Here is a 19,079-nt window from a genome sequence, read left to right as displayed (position 1 = left end):
TAATGAGGTTGTTCGTCACGCATGCAGTGACTCAATACTAACGAGAATGAAAATCCACTATACATCTGGCATAGTGAATCGCCATTTTATGTAAGTAAACTTATCGCAGATTAGGGAGGGATTAGGCGCTCAAGGGATCACTTAATTCTACAGAGAAAAGCTCGCGCGCCTATGCCACGTGCGACCCTGTTGATGTTGAAGATAACTAATCTTGGTGAGCGTAAAACGCTGTGTGACGACAAAGAATTTGTTCCCTGAATGAAGGGTTAACGCTTTTAGGTTGCTGGTAAAAAATATAGAACATTCAATATTAAATGATCGGTAAGACAATTCTTTCACTCATCAGTTATACCCTTATAAGGTGGAGCGAATGATTGAAGGGTTTTTTATGGTTCAAGCCCGCAGAACGCTGATACCTGTAGATCAACCAAGTTGGTTTCATTTGTGTTCCCGATGTATTAAAAGATCCTTTCTGATGGGTGAAGACAAATACAGCGGTAAAAACTATGAGCATCGTCGCGAGTGGATATCGGATAAATGAGTAGGGCTTGGGGATATCTTTGTACTGGATATTGCAGTGTACGCTGTAATGTCAAATCACTAAAATGACAGGATCTTTTTAGTTCTACTTTAGCAGACCCGAAAGGCCGGATGCCTGAAGTATTACAACCTTGTCATATAATTGATACTGGCAAAGCGGAACAGTGGAGTGATAAAACGGCTATTCGCCGGTGGATAATGCTATTTAAAGGGAATTCGCTAACCCTTAAAGTACTAAAAAGCAGCCTATAAGTTAGGCTGAGTAATATCTTGTCGATGACATCGTTTATGAGTGGCGTAAACGTTTCAGCAGTATCAGTTGGCCATTCTATGGCATCCTTCCGTCGTATTACTAATGCATCCGTGCATGTCGTTTATGCTTAAGTCGTGTTAGCTAAAAGCCTAAAGAGATTTATGTCATACTTATTGTTCAGAAGAAAAAATCAATGTGTCGTACATGCTCCGCGTTTTTTTAGTTATTAGATACCACTTCGTTGTAGCGATGACACACCCCCACTATGTTAGTGGATTTATATTTGATGTCTAATAGGCATCACCCCACGTGAAACCATCTATTTTTCGAAAGAAAATTATATTATTACCCAATCGTGACACCTACAGTTTGGAGATTTTCGTAGGAGGGTATTACGCTTAGAGTAAATTAGTTCTAGATGCCCTGTAAATTTTTTTGTTCGGAAATCGTTAGATTGTGATGGCTAATTCAAACCTTCAGCAATGATTTTATCGAATACTGCAGAAAAGGATTTTAAATCATGGCGTAATTCTAATTGCCACTCATTGCCGATTAATTTTATCGGCATGACCTCAAGGGAGTCGAGCGAACTATCACCCATTACTATAACGGTTTTTGTAAGTACATAGGCCATATTATCTCCGTAAAAGATATGCCCCATAACTTCGGTTTTGCCAGTGCTTGTGTCAGGTAAGGACTGCTTTACATTGATGAAATATTCGAGGATGGCTGATAGCACTTCTTCATCGCTCATTAGCTTGAGGTGATACGGTTTACGTCCTGCGCCAAAAAATTCCTTGACTAATGGGTCACGCTCTACCTCATTGATCTCCAAAATTTTATCAGCAAGCGTTCGAAATTCTGACTTTGCATGACCACTATAAAACTTGCCAAGACTGTAGATGTTGCCTTTTTCAATTTCCTCGTAATACTTAGCAACAACATCTGTAGGCGACAGTGCGCTATTACTTTTATGGGCTGTTGGTAATGGTTCGTTGGCCGCCAATAAAGGAAGTGTCCAAGTCAGTAGTGCTAATAGTATGAGTAATTTTTTCATAGGAAGTCCTTTTATAAATATTTGGATTTTTATCGACATGCTCTTTGGTGGAGAGAATCAACGCCGAATTGTATCATGCAAATAAATAACGTGAGCACTTTGTATGGCTGTTGCGCCTGTAATGGCAGGCTAAAACCTATCAGAGCAAACGCTGAGCGCCTAAATTTTCTAGAATTTATATTATCGAGCTACTTCTCGACAGGAATGGCTTTGAGTAGCGCTATAATATCCGCGTTGCCGTTTAATTCGGCTAGGTCAATAAGGTAAGACTTTTCTAGCTCTACAATAGATTCGTTGAGTAATAAATCTTTCACTGACTGCACATCACCAATGGCTATAGCTGTTTTTAATGCTGCAAATGTGTTGATATTTCTCATCTTTTATTCCTCACCTGTGTTTGCCTACATAGCTTTAGTATCGAGAGTAAATTAGTACAAGAGTTCCCTATTATTACCGGCGATATGGCTGCTGTTAGTGTGCGCCAAATACTTTAGTTTTAAGAATATTCGCATATTCTTCTAACGCCTCAGGGGACGATATATTGGTATAACTCATCAACAGCCCTTGCTGTGGTTGTGCCGTATACCAAGTAGACAGCGCATTCGCATAAAGACCATTTTTAATACATCGCTGGGCTAACTTGCAATCATCAATACTTGCTTGGCCAATAAATCTTGGGCGCGCGATAATATGCATACCGCCGGGCTGGGGGTCGATGGTCAAATAATCTCCCAATACAGCCAGCAAGCCACTAACTGTTTGTTCACGGCGCTGTTTGTAGAGCCTGCGCGTAGCTTCAATATGTCGAGCAAAACGCCCTTCGGCCATAAATTCGGCCACTTGTTTTTGTGCAAGCGTAGGTTGGCTATCGTATAGACTTAAAAAAACACGGTTAAAATGCGTAATTTGCGCACGTGGGACGACCAAATAAGCAAGTCGCAAACTTGGAATTAAAACTTTACTAAATGTGCCCATGTATAAAACGCGGTCGTCTTGATCAAGGTGCTTAAGTGCTGGCAAGGGCCTGCTGGCCATTCGGTATTCACCGTCGTAGTCGTCCTCCACGACAAATGCATTTGCTTCACGTGCCCAAGCCAATAAAGCTTGCCTGCGCTTAAGCGATAACGTGCAACACAGCGGGCTTTGGTGCGCAGGTGTGACTACCGCCATTTTGGCATCGCCGGCTTGCCTATAGGCGGCGTCAATATCCATGCCTTGCTCGTCCACAGGAATGGCCACAGGGGTAAAGCCCAAAGCTTGTAATAACTGCCGTGTTGGCGGATAACCTGGGTCTTCTACCCATGCTTTACCTTCACCACCCAATGCTTGTGCGACTAGCGATAGTGTATGGCGGTATCCTCCCGTAATAATTACTTGGTCGGGTAAGCAATCAAACCCTCTAGACACGGATAAATACTGAGCAATGCTCGCCTTTAATTCTGTAAGCCCTGTGCGCGGTGCGTTGCGATATGCGGCCTGTAACATTTCACGCAATAATCGTTGCGTCATCCGTTGCCAAGGCCCTCTAGGAAACGCATCTAACGCTGGCAACCCCATCTGAAAAGGCAATAATTCAGCCTGGTCCCGGTTCGCTTTTTGGTCACTACTGAGCAAAGGTAAGGGTTTATTGGCAGCAGGGTCTCGCGGTTTAACGTGTGGGTGAATAAAGCAACCTAGCGGGCCTTTAGCAAGAACATAACCTTCGTCCTTTAGCAGCTGATAAGCTTCCTCTGCCGTTCCCCGTGCAACACCCCACTCTTTTGCTAGCGCGCGGGCCGAGGGTAAGCGATCATCTGCCTTCAGCACGCCGTCGTAAATGGCGTTTTTAATGCGTGTGTATATTTGTCGATAGCGAGGCGTTCCGGTAGCAAAGTCAGCGCGGTGGTCAAAAAACGTTACTGTCGAAGTCATGGTCTAGTAAAAATGTTAATTTTTGGCTCTGTTAATGGGGCATAAGGCTCATTAGAATCGCTAGCCACATTATTTTCAATCTTAAAGAGTTGGTTATGACTAAATTAGCCGTACATTTTGCCAATACCGTTAGCGCATTATTAATTGCCGCAACCCTTATTAGCTCTCCTGGCTATGCTGAAGAGGAGTTCGATTGGGCTGCCGAGGCAGAGCGCCGAGCCCATGTTGCAGGCACCGGCATTATAGGCAAACCCCTTGCACCTATTACATTGGAAGGAATTAACGGCCAAGCTCTAGCGCTAAGTCAACACTTAGGTAAGCGCCCCATTTACTTAAAATTTTGGGCAACTTGGTGCGGCACCTGCCGCGCGCAAATGCCGCACTTTGAAAAAATTTCAAAAGAGTATGGCGATAAAATGGCCGTAATAGCCGTAAACACGGGCATTAATGATGATATAGACGATGTAAAAGCTTACTTAAAAACCATAGAGCTGACCATGCCCATGGTGCGGGATGATGGCACCTTAGCTGATGCACTGGAGTTAACCGTAACGCCACAACATGTGTTGATCGACCAGAACGGTCACGTTGTTTGGCTGGGCCACAAAGATGATGCACAATTTTTATCGGTGTTGGATCGCGTCGCTAATAATCGCTACACACCTAAACTAATTACCCAATCACAACCTACACCAGAAAAAACCATTGATATTGTGGTAAAAGATGGGCACTTGGAAAAATCTTTGTTGCTTACATCGGTACAGGGGCAAACGATAAACCTGCCAGCGAAAGGGAATAAGAACACCTATGTTTGGTTTAACTCGCCATGGTGTGAATGGTATTTAGCCGATAGTAAGCCGGCAATTTCAGAAGCTTGTACAGCGCTGCGAAAAGTAGCAAGCAGCCGCGATGATTTAGGTCACTGGGCGGCGGTTTCTTTGGATGTGTGGGCGAATGAAAGTGACGTGACGGGATACCTCGAACAACATCAATTAAAAATCCCCACTGTGCTAGACAATACCAAGGCCATCTTTAAAAGCTTTGGCATACGGAGTTTACCCAGCTTAGTCGTGCTAAAACCCGATGGAACTGTGGTACAGACCAAAACCTTTGCGTCGGCCAAGGATGTTAAAGCGTTTTTTAGCCGCAATAAAGATTAAGTAAGTGTGCTTTTGCTTCTTTGGCGGATAAAGCTAGCCAAAGTCCATTTTGATTTTTGGCTAAGCCTAAACGCTCTAATTTATTTAGGGCGTCATCTATCTCAAAATCTGTTTTGACATTTGCATTTAACGTTATAAACCATTGCTCTATTTCATAGTCTAATTCCGAAGGTTCCATCGGAGTCGCTCGTTGTTGCAAAAAGTACCAAGCTAAGAATGCTTCTTTAAATTCCTCATCTTCGGCATCGGCCATTAGGCGATAAAAAACACCAGCGTTGTTATCTAGTGATTTAAAATACAAATTTTGTGTAAGCGCTTGGGCAAAACGCAGCTTTCTATTTTTAAAGGTAGAAAATTGCTTCCAGCAGTAACCTGCCAAAGTGCCTAGGCCTGCGCCTAGTGCCAATAGCGTTGCAACATTTAATTCTACCGGTTTATGGTGCAGGCCCAGCCAAAAACCTAAAAGGCCACCCAGTAGCACTAAAGTAGCCCCAAGTTTAGTCGTAAGTACAACCACGCCACTCACTAAGGCAGGCACGCCGATTAGTAGCTTATCTATTGTGCGCATGCCAATACGCGTATTAGGAAATAACATTTCCAAGTCTGCTTTAGGCACATTGCGAAATAGCTTAAGCATTGTTCTGCCGGAACGCCCCAATAATTGGGTATTATCACCTAAAGAATTCACCGTTTTAAAACGTAAATACAATACGACACGATCATAGTTTGTAAAGCTTATCACCTTTTTTCGCAAGCCAAACCATTGGGTTAGCGTTTCTGTTTTTTGGTTAACACCCCGGCAATACAGTAACACATCGTCAAAATCATCAAAATTAATATCCAACCGTATATTAAACAACGACGATTCTTTAAGTGCAGCTTGTAAATCGTGCCGGCTTAATCGTATAAAGTTGGCTTGCTTAAGCACCTTCTCGAATAACATTTTAAAATGCCCGCCGTCGAAACTGGCTGTATTGTGATGCGCAATATTTACCGTATCTAAATCTGGATCGATAGGTGTGTAGGCTTCTATCAATTCGGTTTGAGTACGATAAGCTTCTTGGTGTAATACAGCGCGCAAGCGTTGCGCTACCAGTGCAACACTAGGTTTATCGGCATTTTCACGCTGTAAGCAGGCGTTTACTAAATCTTGGCTATTTAGCGGAATAAAATGATGCGACTGGAGCATTGTTATACACCTTACAATAATTTACATTAAGACTTTTTAAAGGGGTATAAAAATTGCCCGATTAGCGTTCGCGGCAAACGCCTGGTCGTTCCATAATGAGCCGGCCAATGAGCTATGGGCATATGGTAGGTACCAAATAGGCGATCAAACAATACCGTATGCGCCGCATAATTGGTATCGATTGCAGGCGCTTCAGAGCTATGGTGCCAATGGTGGTATTGCGGAGTTACAACAATAAACTTTAGTGGCCCCCATGGAATATTTAAATTACTGTGAATAATAATAGCTTGTAACGCTGCAATGGTAACGTAAATATCTAAGGCTGCTTTATCTACACCCAATAAATACAGCGCCACCATAACTAAACTTCGCTCGATAATTGTTGCCACAATATGTGAGCGCGAGCCGGCCAACCAGTCCATGGTTTCTACTGAATGATGCACAGCATGAAATGGCCACAAGTGCTTAACTTCATGAAATGTACGATGCTCCCAATACAAAATAAAATCGGCGACTATCAACACCAATAATACCTGTACTGCTAAAGGTAGGGCTTGTAATGTTGCCTGTAAATCACTATTCATGGCCCAATGCAATTGGCTAACAATATAATTCCCAACTAATAGCAATACCGATATTAATAAATGGTTAATACAAAAATAGATAAAATCTAAATTCCATTCATCACGCAAAATGACTTGATCGCGATACTTTGGAAAAAGTTTTTCCAGCGAAGTAAATATAATCGTCGACCCTAAAAATGCCAGTATCAACCAATCAACCCCCAACGACAAAGGCTGAGCTGGCACGTCATTTAACGGGATGCTATAGCCACCCAGAGCAAAGGCGACAAGTGTGGCACTAAGGCCAAAAAAGCCTAGCCATTTATGGCTGTTCAGCACAAACGTTAGCACACCAAAAAATAACGAGAACCACATGCCATATTTAAGGACCTGCTGCAAAACCTGTGGGTCGTAAACGCTGCGCAGTTCGGCGGTAGTGAGGTAGGCAGGGAATAAATAAGCCAATACCGCTAACAGGCTAAGACCACCTAAAAAAGCAGAGCAATAACCGCTGATGCGCCCTTTACCTAGAATGAATTCTTTTTCGGGTTGTTTTGGCACTTCGCGTTGTTGGTATTGGTAGCTCATACCGGTATCCCTCCGTAAGGGGCCGCTTAATCGCTGCCCGCAAAATCTAAAAACGCCGATTATACCGCAACAGGCTTAGCTTTTACGTTAACGGCAGCTGTGCAGTAGAGTGCTTAGGATGGCAAGGAGGCAAGAAAGGTTTTAGCTTCGCAACCACTTTTTGGGCTGTAGCACGGTACGCCGTAAGCTTACCGCCGTAAATGGCTAAATATTGATGCTGCGTGCTTAGTTGATGTACCAAGCGAGTATCGCGGGCTTTTTTATTCATTGCTGCTGACTGGCTTTCTTTTGGTAATACCCGCAGCCCAGAAAAAGCGTCTAATACGGTGAGTTCTTCAAGGTTTACATCGCACAATGCATGCGCAACCACCCGTAATAGATACGCACGCTCCTGTTCGGTTACGGCATTTAAATCGGGATTACTGCCGCGGCTTAACTCGGTGGTGCCCACCATCAACTTGCCATACCAAGGTAATAAAAATACTGCGCGGCCATCATCTGGCGATTCGGTATAAATACAACCTGCCGGTGCGGGGTAGTCCAAAATAAGGTGGGAACCTTGTACAAGATCTATTGCTACTGTGGGCCAGCTGCTATCAAATTGCGCAACACGATTAATTGCAGCGCCAGCAGCATTAATAATGGCTCCGGCTTGCAGCCTTCTTCCATCGGCGGCCTTTACACAATAGCCTGCAGCCAAACGCTGGCACGCGACTACATCAAAATTAAAGGCGATTGTAGCGCCTAACTTTTCGGCCGATTTAACCACCGCGCAGGTTAATTTTACATCGTCTGTTTGCGCATCTTGGTATTCAAATAAGGCCTGAAGGTTTCGCGTGTTTAGGCCCAGCTGTGCAGCCTTAGCCAGTGTGTGTTTGCGACAAGCGCCCCCGCCCAAAAAACGGTATAGCAATAAACCTGCGTGAACCCAAAAAGCAGATCGCTTCTGGCCGCGATACACGGGAATATAAAAGGGTTTTAAGCTAACAAGCGAAGGGGCTATGCGCGTTAAAGTTTGGCGTTCGTGTAAACACTCGCGGACTAAACTTAGCTCTGCCGTTTCTAAATAACGCAACCCACCATGAATCAGCTTTGAGCTTTTGCTAGAGGTTTGCGCAGCTGCGTGCCCGGCTTGCTCCACTAGCGCAACGTTAAAACCCTCGGCAGCTAAAGCTTGCGCAACCCCCGCACCTTGAATGCCAGCGCCAATAACAACGGCATCAAACATGGTTGTCGCATCTTGCATTCGCGGTGTTGGCATGGGGCTTAAGCGGGCTCCTGTAACATAGCCACTAAAGATTCCACATCCCAAGACTCCACCCAGCTTACACCACGCTCGCTCAAGGCGTGTGCTATGGCGCCTTCGGTAATGTCGTATACAAACCACTGCCACAAGCCAGACCACAAAGGGATAGGGGCTTCTGGCAGCTTGGTGTAATTGCAAATTAGGTACTGAGGTTGAAATTCAGCAGCTAATTGGTGGCTGTCGCTATTGTATTTTCGCAACACCCACCCCACAGGCCAATCAACGGTATCGCGTACATGGCGCAATATGCTTATGTCGTAGGAAATAATCACAACTTGATCTGCAATAGCCGCTAAGCACTGCGCCACTTTCTCAACAATCGCCTCACGGCTTATGTGATCAAACGATTCTTCTTTAATCTCTACAAACAGTAGGGCCTTTGGAAAGCTTCGCATTACTGAAACAAGATCACTTAACGGTGCAATTGGTGTTGGTAAAAACGCATCGCCAAAACGTTCGGGTTCGTGCGCACTCATTTTCGTGAGTAGCGTTAATTCAAAAGCGCTCACATCACCACTTAAACCAGCAACACGCTTAAGGGCCATGTCGTGTAAAAGTACAGGTTCGCCATCTTTCGAAAATTGAATATCTATTTCGACACCAGCGGCCCCAGCACTTAGCGCAGCTGTTACACCTTCTACCGTGTTTTCGGGGTAGTGTGCAGGTAGGCCACGATGGCCCGCTAGGTACAACATAATGATTCCTACAACGCTTGCATTTTAATCAGTTGAATATAACGCTCGTAGCGCTGGAGTAACACCGGTGATGATTTTTTAGCCGCCACAATGTGACCCTGAATACGTGGTTTATACATAAAATTGCTACCGAGCATAGCTGTGCCGTGTAGTGTAGCTTCGTGGCATTTTGTGACAAAAATAGGAAGGCCACATAAATCAGATACCCGCTCTATTAACCCTGTAACCCTTGATAAACCACCGGTTGCAAGGATGCCGTCGTAACGACTTGCTTCCGGGGCTTGCCGGAACTGCAAAATATTGGCCACTAATAAAAATGCAATGCTATTAATAATAGCAGCAGCTTGTTGTGGAATACTTGGGGTGCAGCGCTCACCTGCGTCATTCACAAATACCTGCGCCGACGATGAAAAACGAGTTAACCAAAAAGGTGAGCCAATACCTGCCGCCGTATTTAAATAAAAGTAAGCCTCGTTGTTTTCACAATGGCTATCGTTCAATAGCCATTGTGGTAATTGGGCAAATAGCGAATGCTCACTTAAAGGTTCGGCTAAGCTCTCTCGCCAATGGCTTAAAGCCGTGCCAGCACTATTCACAGTGCCCTCCATTAGCCACTGTTCGTTATTGTTATCACTAAAGGCTAGGCTGGTTAATAGCCCTAAGGTATCGCTGTTATTGTCTTTATTGCATTGCCCCAAAATAAAAGCCCCGGAGCCAATGTTCATAACTAACGGCTTTTTGAAGGTTACAGCGGCTGGTAGCTGACTATGGCGCATCGCTACATAAGCAGCATTTTGATCACCGAGTACAGCTTGTAAGTGTGCGTTACCACTATAATGTTTATTAAAGTGTTCGCTATTTGGCCATTTTATGTGGCCATAATAATCTGCGCTCTTTTTTAAGTTGGGCAGCTGTGCATGCATTACATTAAACATGCGGCACAATGATTTATCCCAGCGGGCTTGCTTGCGGTTAAATAATAAAGTGCGCGCCGCATTAACGGGGTCGCACGTATTATTATCCGTTAACTGTTTTATAAGCCATGCCGCCAACGGGCCAAAGGTTATAGGGCGCGTTTGTGCTGGGAGGCCATATTCTTTTTGCAACAACGCGAGTTTAGTGGCGCCGTAATGCGGTGAAGGCCTAAGGCCTGTTAAGAGCGTAATATTTTTACGCTCGGTAGCATTTAATTGTTCGATAGCCTTGTAACCACGGGTATCTTGCCAGCTTAATATAGGGCTTAACGCTTGGCCGCTAATACGTTCCCACACTAATACCGATGAGCGCTGAACAGCCATACCCACATGAATATCCTTGGTATAAAGCTGTTTACTCGTTGCTAAATTTAACGCTTGGCTATATACGCTTGTTAACGCTTGCCAAAGTTCGGTAGGGCTTTGTTCAATGTGCCGAGACTGTGGTGAATCGAGACTTATATCACAACTAAAAACTTCACTCACTTGCCATAAAGCGGAATCGCCACCCAAAGAAAATACACAAGCGCGCACAGCATGGGTGCCAACATCAAGGGCAATAAAAACGTATTTTTTAGCCACGAAGAATGCGCTGAAATAAATCGGTTGAGTATTTAAATGCCATAAGGGTAGTCTTTAATGCCATTTATAGTATGAAACAGTACGCTAGCTAACCTAGACCATTGGTTACCACTGTACACATAAAAATAGGGTCTTCTCCGCTTTAGTGAGGTAAAAAGAGATGCTAAGACCCGCCATATCCGTTGAAATGTAAGGTTCTCACGCCACTACACTTAAACGAATATATGAGCCTTAACATCTCCAGCAAAATTTTGAGCCTTCCTGGTCAGCGTGTCAAACAAGTTCAGCATGACTTGGCCCTGCAAAGATTGACTATACACTGCAAGCGAGACCGTCGTTATAGAGCGATTGCCCCGTCAAGTAATGAGGCGGCCAACATCAACCGATACTTGCGCAGAACGATCCGTGATGTCCCTTTGTGTGGCTTCGAATGCTATTTGGAAGTTGAGCTCGCTCAAGTTGTGACGACTTGCGGTAGGCGTCTAATGGAGGCTTGCGAATTTGTCGATACAGGCAATCGCTATACTCAAAGATTTTGCCAGTTGGTGAGCGGATTGTGTCGCCATATGAGTATCAGCACGGTCAGTCGGCACCTAAAGCTACGATGGGAAACGGTGAAAAATATGGATAAATTTCACCTAGAGAAAACGTTGCCTGCACTTAATCCTGAAAAATTAATTGACTTAAAATATCTTGGGGTCGATGAAGTCGCTAGAGCCAAAGGCCATGATTATATGACGGTGATTTATGACATGGAATCCGGTCATTTAATTGGCGTTGAGACAGGCCGTAAAGCCGAGGTGTTGACAGCGTTTCTAAAGCGCTTACCAGCACAAACCGCTGAAAACATAGAGGCGGTAGCCATGGATATGGGGCCAGCCTATCAAAAATCGGTACGCGAATGCTTGCCTAATGCTGACATTGTTTTCGATCGGTTTCATGTGATGCAAAACTACAGTAAAGCCATGAGCAATCAGCGTAGGATCGAGTTCAGAAAGGCGGATCGCGCAGGCAAAGAGCAGCTTAAAGGTACCCACTACCTGTTGTTAAAAAATGCCGACAAGTTAAATGATAAACAAGCCAATAAACTCCAGACATTGCTCGAAAATAATTCCAATATCAATACACTTTATATACTCAAAGAGCAGCTCCAAGCTTTGTGGAATGCAGGGAATTATGACGCCATGATGAATGCATTGGAGCAGTGGTGCGACATCGCGGAACAGACGAATATGCTCTATCTCAAGAAATTTGCAAAGTCACTAAGGAAGCATAGCGTAGGCATTTGTAACTACGGAAAACACGGGCTGACTAGCGCCAGAATTGAAGCCGGCAATGTCAGCATTGGCATGATTCGCAAGCGAGCAAGAGGCATCAAGGATACCGAGTACTTCAAGCTAAAAATAAGGCAATCATCGATGCCTGACGAGCAATCCATGTTCTATGGAAGCCACTAGATCACCTCACTAAAGCGGAGAAGAGCCTAAAAATACTCTAATGCGCTGAGTTTTTACGTATTTAAGATTTGGCGTATTTGTTTGTATTTAACATTTGTAAGCGTACAAGTGCCAGCCGCAATCTGCCTATAATGAGCCGTGCAAGACATCACGCATTAATTGGTGATATTCCTCTCATCCGAAGTTATTTTAGGACACTCTATGAAGCTGCCACTAGCTACATTAGCGCTTACCGCTTTACCGCTAGTTGCGTTTTCAAAAACGCAACTCACCTTAAACGAGCAAGAATACTTTTCTATGCCGGGTTTAGATGTAACGGCGTTTGCTGATATTTACCCTGATGGCCATCAAACTGGTGTGACTGTTATTCAGCACGGTAAGCGTGTAGCGGCCAATGGTGATTTACGCTTAGAGGCGTCGCCAGGGCAATGGTCGCCTGTGCCCAAAAGCACCAAGCGCGACGTGAATAAAACGCAGCAACGCATTAGCCAAGCATTAGCTTATCCCGACGAAAGCAAAGATAGGAAAGGCTTTAACCCGATTATTTATCCAGATTTAGAACTTGCGTATCAGGTTCATGTGCAGCCTTTAGAGGGCAGTAGCTTCGAAGTTATTGTAGATCTCGAAAAACCACTGCCAGCGCAATGGGTCGGTAAGGTCGGTTTTAATTTTGAATTATTTCCTGGCGAATATTTTGGTAAATCCTATGCTTTTGGCGGTGACCAAGAAGCAAACAATGTAGGGCAGACAGGCATTTTCACCCAACAGCCCAACGGCCCTGTGACCCTTGTTGAAGGTGAAGTTTTGGCGCAGCCATTAGGGGCTGGCAAAACGTTATTAATTGCACCGGAGGACGATCTTAAGCGTATGAGTATCACCAGTAATAGTGGTGAACTTACCTTATGGGATGGCCGCACTAACCACAATAACGGCTGGTTTATTGTGCGCAGTAAAATAGCCGCTGGTGCAACCAAAAATGCCATACGCTGGACAATTACCCCCCATGCCGACCCAAGCTGGCGTTACACACCGGTAGTACAAGTTTCGCAAGTAGGCTATACGCCAGCACAAGCTAAAAAAATTGTTATCGAACAAGACAAGCGCGATAAAAAAATTAGCAAAGTCAAGCTTTACGAAATGACGAGCAGTGGAAAAAAAGAGGTCTATAGCGCAAAACCTAAAGCTTGGGGTAAATTCTTACGATACGAGTATTTAACGCTAGATTTTAGTCAGATCAAAAAGCCCGGTATTTATGTAGCGCAATACCGTGACCAAAGTACACACCCTTTTCGCATTGCTAACGATGTATACGACCGCCACGTTTGGCAGCCGACATTAGAATATTTTTTACCGGTACAAATGTGCCACATGCGCGTTAACGAAAAATACCGCGTTTGGCACGACCTCTGCCACGAAGACGACGCCTTGATGTCTCCTATTAATCACAACCACTTTGATGGCTACATCGCTGGCGAATCTACACTCACATCTTTTAAACCCAAAGACCGTGTACCACACTTAAATAGAGGCGGCTGGCACGACGCTGGCGACTACGATTTACGAGTGGAATCGCAAGCTGGAACCATTTGGCTACTAGCCACCATGATCGAAGAATTTAACCTTCAATTAGATACCACAACAATTGATCAAAAAAATAAGCTGGTGGAAATTCATCAACCTGATGGCATTTCCGATGCATTGCAACAAGTTGAGCATGGCTTATTAAGTGTGCTGGGCGGCTATAAAGCGATGGGGCGTTTATACCGTGGCATAATCGTTCCCACTAACCGGCAGTATGTAATGCTCGGCGATGCCGCTTCGCAAACCGATGGCTTACCTTACAACCCAAAACTGGCAGACAACGAACGGAAAAACGACAGCAGTGGCGCCTTTGACGACCGCTGGGTATTTACCGAAGAAAATCCCAACCGCGTATTAGATGCCATAGGCGCCATTGCCGCCGGTGCCCGCGCGATGAAAACGCACAATCCAGAATTAGCTGCACTGGCCACTCGCGCGGCATTGCAACTGTACAAAGACAACCACAAAGCTGCTGATTCCGCCGGCGCCAAAACTTATGCTTTGGTTGAGTTGTATTTATTAACCGGTAAGCAACAATACCTTGAGGAAATTACAACCATGCAAGACGCGGTGCTCGGCGCCATAGCCAACACCGGCTGGCGTTTGGCGCGTGTGCGCAATGCCTTTAACAATCAAGCCTTTTCCAAAGCGCTGGATAAAGCTATTGCCGAGCACCAAAAAACCGTGGAAGCACAAGCGGCCGAAACCCCTTACGGTGTACCCTACAAGCCTAATATTTGGGGCGCAGGTTGGGGCATTCAGGAATTTGGGGTACGGCAATACTTTTTCCATAAAGGCTGGCCGGAATATGCCGATGCCAATATTTACCTTAATGCGCTTAATTTTGTATTAGGTGTACACCCTGGCGAAAATACCATGTCGTTTGCCTCTGGTGTGGGTTCTTACTCCGCCACTGTTGCCTACGGCGTGAATCGGGCCGATTGGTCTTATATTCCCGGCGGCGTAATTTCGGGCACCGCACTAATCCGCCCAGACTTACCGGAACTCAAAGTATGGCCCTTCTTTTGGCAGCAAACAGAGTACGTGATGGGTGGCGGTGCGAGTAACTTTATGTTTTTAGCGCTAGCGGCGCAGCAGCATCTTGCAGGGCAGAAGTAGCAGGGCAAACGCATGAAATATTCACAGGCTAAAAACCAATTTCTCTAGGTGGGTTGAGTCACAGCCCGCTCGTTTACGTATATTATTAACACCACGCTTTCTTGTGGGGTCGTTTTTAGTGAAGTGAGTGGGAGCTGGCAAATGACCGCTAAGTTTTCGGTTGAAACACCGCTCTTGATCGGCCGTATATCACTGGACTTATCATCGGCTTTTAGCTCGCCTAAAACCAACTGTGCTTGCGTGCAGCATACATTACCATGTGTATGGTAGGACCAACACTAGCCTTATCCGCCTAACAGCGAGGCGTGTTTCGATCAACAGCTGCCATCGAAATATCGTCGGCTTCAATCGCATTTTTTAAATCACTTTGAGCAATATCTTTAGGGCACCTCTAAAAATAGTAATTTTTGTGTGAGAGCAAGGAAGCACCGCCCGGAGAGCCGCAGTTTACGTGGTGTAAATGAGGATTCGAGGACGGAGTTGACGCCGCTATCGCGGAAAAAGTGCATTTTTAGAGATGCCCTTTAATTAAAGCGATAAAACAGCTTCGCAAAGGTTCCTGGTTAAGCAATGAAAATAGGCGCGTAAAGGCGCCATGTGAGGTAAATCAATTGGTGAGGTCTGAGATCTAGGCTGCCACGTTTTTGTGCATACCCATATACCTCAACAGCCTCCCAATCATCCGCGTGGCACAATGTCGCACATAGCGTAATCGTGAAAATATTAAGGAGTGGATACTTGCTTTCCCCTCTTGTCGAAAGTCATCTAGAGATGCCCTTATGCTCAAAAGTAATAATTTTGCCGGCTCTTATATTGTGGCGATTAGCTTGGCGCCGCTTGTCAGAAAATTGATCATCATATTCTCGTCATCTAAACTTTAGAGACGCTCCTTACATATTGAGTTATCCATTGGGTTGGTGCAGCTAGAATTCAGACGTGATATTGCCCTGGGTGACTAGCGCTAAACACCGAGTTAAGTGTGCTTAGCTCCATTCAAGTGGGATCAATAAAGTATGACCTCTCGGCTGCAATCTATTTCTAGAGAGAATGTTCTGATTAAGGGTAAATTATATTTAATTTTATTTAAACAGAACATATCGTTCGTGGTGCGGGCTATTTGCTTGTCGCTGACGGCGCTGGCAATCTTGGTTTACTACATCCTACCGGATAAAAAGCTAAATTTATTAAATGAATACAGTGAAATTACACTCTATGATGATTCAAAAGCACCTTTTGAGGGGTCTGTAGTCACTTGGGTTGATAACGAGAACTTGAGCTTTCGGTGCATTGTTATAGATGTGGGTCAAGAGCGATTCTGCGGCCTGACAGTAAAGCAAAAAAAGTCTTCAGGTGAATATTTAAGCTTGGATCTTACTCGGTATACCGATCTAAATATTCGCGTAAATTATAAGGGCCATCAATCAAAAATTATATTGTTCTATCGAAATACTGATAATGCCTTCAATAAAATTTCAACGCAAGATTATAACTACGAGCTTGATCAATTTATTTATACTTACCTAGAGCAAGAAGATTTAAATACGTATAGAAAAATTGGTTTGGATTCATTTGATTTGGCCGACTGGTGGTTGGAGAAAAATTATAAAGGGCGTAGTCAGATAAGACGGGGTAGGGAAAGAATTACTGAAGTAGGCATCGCGACCTATTTGGACCCGCCGCCGGGAATTTATGATTTTCAACTGGTCGAGCTTCAGGCATCTGGGAAATGGTTAACCACGACTAACCTCTACTTATACATAATCATTATTTGGGTTGTCGGTGTTTTATTTGAAGGGATTATAAGATTCACTAATCTTTTTATAGAGAAGGCGAAATTAAATGAAGAGTTTAAAAAACTAGAAGAATCGTCAGTCTGTGATCCCTTAACTTGCGTATACAATCGCGCGGGGCTTCTTAAGGTTGTCGCTTCTCTCGATGCTGGCCTAAGTAATAAACGCTATTACATTTTTATATTTGATATCGATAATTTCAAATTAATTAATGACACCTACGGCCACCCTGCTGGCGATGAGGTGCTCCGTACCTTCGCGAGTGTGATGACTTCTAATATTCGTGAAGACGATTATTTTGCCCGCTGGGGCGGTGAAGAGTTTATTTTATTGTCTAGCCATAAAAGTGCAGACTCCGCCTACAGGCTCGGCGAAAAGCTTCGGCTCGCTATTGCTTCTACTGTATTTAAAGCAGAAGAACGGCCGATAACCGTAACCACCAGCATAGGTATTGCGAAGTTTGAATCACCGGAAAAGTTCGACCATAGCCTAGTATTGGCTGATCAGCAGCTATATCGAGCTAAGAACACAGGGAAAAATAAAGTGTGTTTTTATAGTGGTGCATAATTGTTTGAGCGATATAAAACAGTGGTATTTGTGACGGTGTTATAGCGAAAAAAATCCCGCTAAAGATTGGTTGAACCTAAAGCGGGCAAATGGTGGCCCTAAGAATATTTATTGGGGGCATCTCTAAATATGTACTTTTCCCGCGATGAAGGAGTACAGAAAGTTGCCAGAAGCAACTTCTGTCCTTAACCTCACAAAAAAATTACTATTTTTAGAGGTGCCCTACGGTTTTAGGTTAACAATCCTGTGAAGGGGTTTCTTGAGTTGCCAAAATGATCAAGGTTGACACCCAGTGCTCGAGATATACCCAGAAAGAAGTCTGCAGCATCTCGGAAATTGCCATTTTGGCGGCAATCTAAATATTGCCCTGTATTTACGGTTCCACCTAGGCCGCCTGCAACAATGTAAGGCATATCGTGGGAGCGGTGGTTGTACATTGAAAACTCTGAGCATGTTACAACTAATGTGCTATCAAATAGGCTGCCGCTGCCATCGGGCGTTGCTTTTAATTTGTCGATTAATTGCGCTAATTTGCCGTAGTACCAGCGGTACACTCGTGCTTGGTTACGTCTACGTACTTGGTTTGGGTCGTGACCTAGAAAGTGGTCGTTCACAGCGCCAGGCTCTAGGCCTGGAATACCTTTACCCGAACCATCGGTACGATCAAAAACACGGTAGTGGTCTTTGGCAACGGGGCCAATATCAGTGCCGCTTCCGCTAAACTGCATCATCGATACGCGCGTGCGATCCAGTGCCATAGCAGCAACGGTAGTATTGATTGAAATATCAACCAGTCGCTCGAAATTTGCAGCTTTATTCCAGTATTTGGATAAATCCGTTCGGCTGCCAGCGGTATTGTTCCAGCCGTTGGGAATATCAAAACGCACATCGGGGCCGTTATTTTTTGCTTCTTCTTCAGCCTTTTGTAATAGGGCTGCGGTTTGCGTTTCCAATTGTTTATAAGAGGCGAGTAGGGTTTCGTATTTATCCCGTGCGGCTAAACCGCCCACGCATTTTACTTGCTCGAGCCGCGCTTCCATCGCTTTTAGCATATCGAGTTGGGCGTGTTCGTTGCCATAAGGAACAACGCCATCACCACCGCTGGGTGCGGGTATGCCGTTATTGCCAAATACTACTTTATAGGTGTCCATTGGGTTCCAGTTGGAGCTACCAGTGGTGCCGCCACCGATGGTTCTTACTGGCGACATGTAATCATCGTTGGCGCCTTTGTTGTGAACGTGGTGCCCCCACATTGCGCTGTAAATGGATGCAATTGGTGAGCTACCTTGCATGCGCTTACCCAGTATTTGATCGATACTGCCTTCGTTGGGCTTACTCCCGGTAAGCGCCGAAGCGACTACCGTTTTATGCGGTTCTGTTATGCCTGATACACCTTGGTTTTTAAAGCCACTATAAAGGGAGATATCACCCTGATGAGCTTTTAGCGGCTGTAAGCAAAAGCCTGCTTGACTTGCATCGATATAATTACGAATTGAGCCGTTGTTGCTTTTGGTATTTTTGCCATTAACCGATGCATCCATATTAATATTTAGGTTGCCTGTGTTAGCAGGCCAAAAGGCTTGTTGTGCACAGCCCTCGGGTACGTACCAAAAAATTACGCGCTTAATATTGCTGTCAGCCGCTAGCGCCCGCTCGATCATTGCGGTTGAAATACTGGCTGCTCCTGTCATAGCGGCCGTGTGTTTGATAAGTGCGCGCCGGTTCATTTTATTAAAATTATTCATGA

The 19,079-nt window shown here is 44.7% G+C and carries 13 protein-coding genes; 4 read left to right on the top strand and 9 right to left on the bottom strand.

Annotation, left to right across the window (positions count from 1 at the left end; all coding sequences use genetic code 11):
* Positions 1-1,256: 1,256 nt before the first annotated feature.
* The 3 genes from MARGE09_RS20935 to pdxR form a co-directional block, all read right to left on the bottom strand.
* Complete coding sequence (locus tag MARGE09_RS20935; RefSeq protein ID WP_236985121.1) at positions 1,257-1,850, bottom strand: hypothetical protein; 594 nt, start codon at positions 1,848-1,850, stop codon at positions 1,257-1,259.
* Between the two features lie 188 nt (positions 1,851-2,038).
* Positions 2,039-2,227 carry a hypothetical protein gene (locus tag MARGE09_RS20930; RefSeq protein ID WP_236985120.1) on the bottom strand — a complete coding sequence of 63 codons (189 nt, stop codon included), beginning with the start codon at positions 2,225-2,227 and terminating at the stop codon, positions 2,039-2,041.
* Between the two features lie 94 nt (positions 2,228-2,321).
* Complete coding sequence (gene pdxR / locus MARGE09_RS20925) at positions 2,322-3,761, bottom strand: MocR-like pyridoxine biosynthesis transcription factor PdxR (RefSeq protein WP_236985119.1); 1,440 nt, start codon at positions 3,759-3,761, stop codon at positions 2,322-2,324.
* Positions 3,762-3,856: 95 nt separating this feature from the next.
* Here pdxR and MARGE09_RS20920 point away from each other — a divergent pair, with 95 nt between their 5' ends.
* Entirely contained in the window at positions 3,857-4,921 is a 1,065-nt protein-coding gene (locus MARGE09_RS20920) for a TlpA family protein disulfide reductase (protein ID WP_236985118.1), read from the top strand.
* On the opposite strand, the gene MARGE09_RS20915 is transcribed toward MARGE09_RS20920, so the two are convergent.
* The 5 genes from MARGE09_RS20915 to MARGE09_RS20895 all read right to left on the bottom strand — a co-directional run bounded on the left by MARGE09_RS20915 (position 4,902) and on the right by MARGE09_RS20895 (position 10,818).
* Positions 4,902-6,110, bottom strand: coding sequence for a TMEM143 family protein (locus MARGE09_RS20915; protein ID WP_236985117.1), 1,209 nt, complete (start codon positions 6,108-6,110; stop codon positions 4,902-4,904). The genes MARGE09_RS20920 and MARGE09_RS20915 overlap by 20 nt on opposite strands.
* A gap of 26 nt (positions 6,111-6,136) precedes the next feature.
* Positions 6,137-7,261: a sterol desaturase family protein gene (locus tag MARGE09_RS20910; RefSeq protein WP_236985116.1), complete on the bottom strand. Its 1,125-nt coding sequence runs from the start codon at positions 7,259-7,261 to the stop codon at positions 6,137-6,139.
* 82 nt (positions 7,262-7,343) lie between these two features.
* Complete coding sequence (locus tag MARGE09_RS20905; protein ID WP_236985115.1) at positions 7,344-8,522, bottom strand: FAD-dependent oxidoreductase; 1,179 nt, start codon at positions 8,520-8,522, stop codon at positions 7,344-7,346.
* A 5-nt stretch (positions 8,523-8,527) separates the two neighbouring features.
* The gene (locus tag MARGE09_RS20900) at positions 8,528-9,262 is read right to left on the bottom strand and encodes a glycerophosphodiester phosphodiesterase family protein (RefSeq protein ID WP_236985114.1); all 735 of its coding nucleotides are present in this window, start codon (positions 9,260-9,262) and stop codon (positions 8,528-8,530) included.
* Positions 9,263-9,270: 8 nt separating this feature from the next.
* Complete coding sequence (locus MARGE09_RS20895; RefSeq protein WP_236985113.1) at positions 9,271-10,818, bottom strand: FGGY family carbohydrate kinase; 1,548 nt, start codon at positions 10,816-10,818, stop codon at positions 9,271-9,273.
* 224 nt (positions 10,819-11,042) lie between these two features.
* On the opposite strand from MARGE09_RS20895, the gene MARGE09_RS20890 reads away from it, so the two are divergent.
* The 3 genes from MARGE09_RS20890 (at position 11,043) to MARGE09_RS20880 (ending at position 17,332) form a co-directional block, all read left to right on the top strand.
* Positions 11,043-12,275: an ISL3 family transposase gene (locus MARGE09_RS20890; protein WP_236985112.1), complete on the top strand. Its 1,233-nt coding sequence runs from the start codon at positions 11,043-11,045 to the stop codon at positions 12,273-12,275.
* 201 nt (positions 12,276-12,476) lie between these two features.
* Positions 12,477-14,975: a glycoside hydrolase family 9 protein gene (locus tag MARGE09_RS20885; RefSeq protein WP_236985111.1), complete on the top strand. Its 2,499-nt coding sequence runs from the start codon at positions 12,477-12,479 to the stop codon at positions 14,973-14,975.
* Positions 14,976-16,120: 1,145 nt separating this feature from the next.
* Positions 16,121-17,332: a GGDEF domain-containing protein gene (locus MARGE09_RS20880; RefSeq protein WP_236985110.1), complete on the top strand. Its 1,212-nt coding sequence runs from the start codon at positions 16,121-16,123 to the stop codon at positions 17,330-17,332.
* Positions 17,333-17,562: 230 nt separating this feature from the next.
* Here MARGE09_RS20880 and MARGE09_RS20875 read toward each other — a convergent pair whose 3' ends face one another.
* On the bottom strand, positions 17,563-19,077 hold the full coding sequence (locus MARGE09_RS20875) for a DUF1552 domain-containing protein (protein WP_236985109.1): 1,515 nt from the start codon (positions 19,075-19,077) through the stop codon (positions 17,563-17,565).
* Between the last annotated feature and the right edge of the window lie 2 nt (positions 19,078-19,079).

The sequence above is a fragment of the Marinagarivorans cellulosilyticus genome, assembly GCF_021655555.1.
GTDB lineage: Bacteria > Pseudomonadota > Gammaproteobacteria > Pseudomonadales > Cellvibrionaceae > Marinagarivorans > Marinagarivorans cellulosilyticus.
The sequence above is the reverse complement of the archived record's forward strand: the minus strand, read 5'-3'. Positions and strand labels throughout refer to the sequence as shown.

Bases quoted from the DNA above. Each gene is read 5' to 3' on its own strand.
- MARGE09_RS20935 (WP_236985121.1), bottom strand. From the start codon at position 1,850: ATGAAAAAATTACTCATACTATTAGCACTACTGACTTGGACACTTCCT.
- MARGE09_RS20930 (WP_236985120.1), bottom strand. From the start codon at position 2,227: ATGAGAAATATCAACACATTTGCAGCATTAAAAACAGCTATAGCCATT.
- pdxR (WP_236985119.1), bottom strand. From the start codon at position 3,761: ATGACTTCGACAGTAACGTTTTTTGACCACCGCGCTGACTTTGCTACC.
- MARGE09_RS20920 (WP_236985118.1), top strand. From the start codon at position 3,857: ATGACTAAATTAGCCGTACATTTTGCCAATACCGTTAGCGCATTATTA.
- MARGE09_RS20915 (WP_236985117.1), bottom strand. From the start codon at position 6,110: ATGCTCCAGTCGCATCATTTTATTCCGCTAAATAGCCAAGATTTAGTA.
- MARGE09_RS20910 (WP_236985116.1), bottom strand. From the start codon at position 7,261: ATGAGCTACCAATACCAACAACGCGAAGTGCCAAAACAACCCGAAAAA.
- MARGE09_RS20905 (WP_236985115.1), bottom strand. From the start codon at position 8,522: ATGCCAACACCGCGAATGCAAGATGCGACAACCATGTTTGATGCCGTT.
- MARGE09_RS20900 (WP_236985114.1), bottom strand. From the start codon at position 9,262: ATGTTGTACCTAGCGGGCCATCGTGGCCTACCTGCACACTACCCCGAA.
- MARGE09_RS20890 (WP_236985112.1), top strand. From the start codon at position 11,043: ATGAGCCTTAACATCTCCAGCAAAATTTTGAGCCTTCCTGGTCAGCGT.
- MARGE09_RS20885 (WP_236985111.1), top strand. From the start codon at position 12,477: ATGAAGCTGCCACTAGCTACATTAGCGCTTACCGCTTTACCGCTAGTT.
- MARGE09_RS20875 (WP_236985109.1), bottom strand. From the start codon at position 19,077: ATGAATAATTTTAATAAAATGAACCGGCGCGCACTTATCAAACACACG.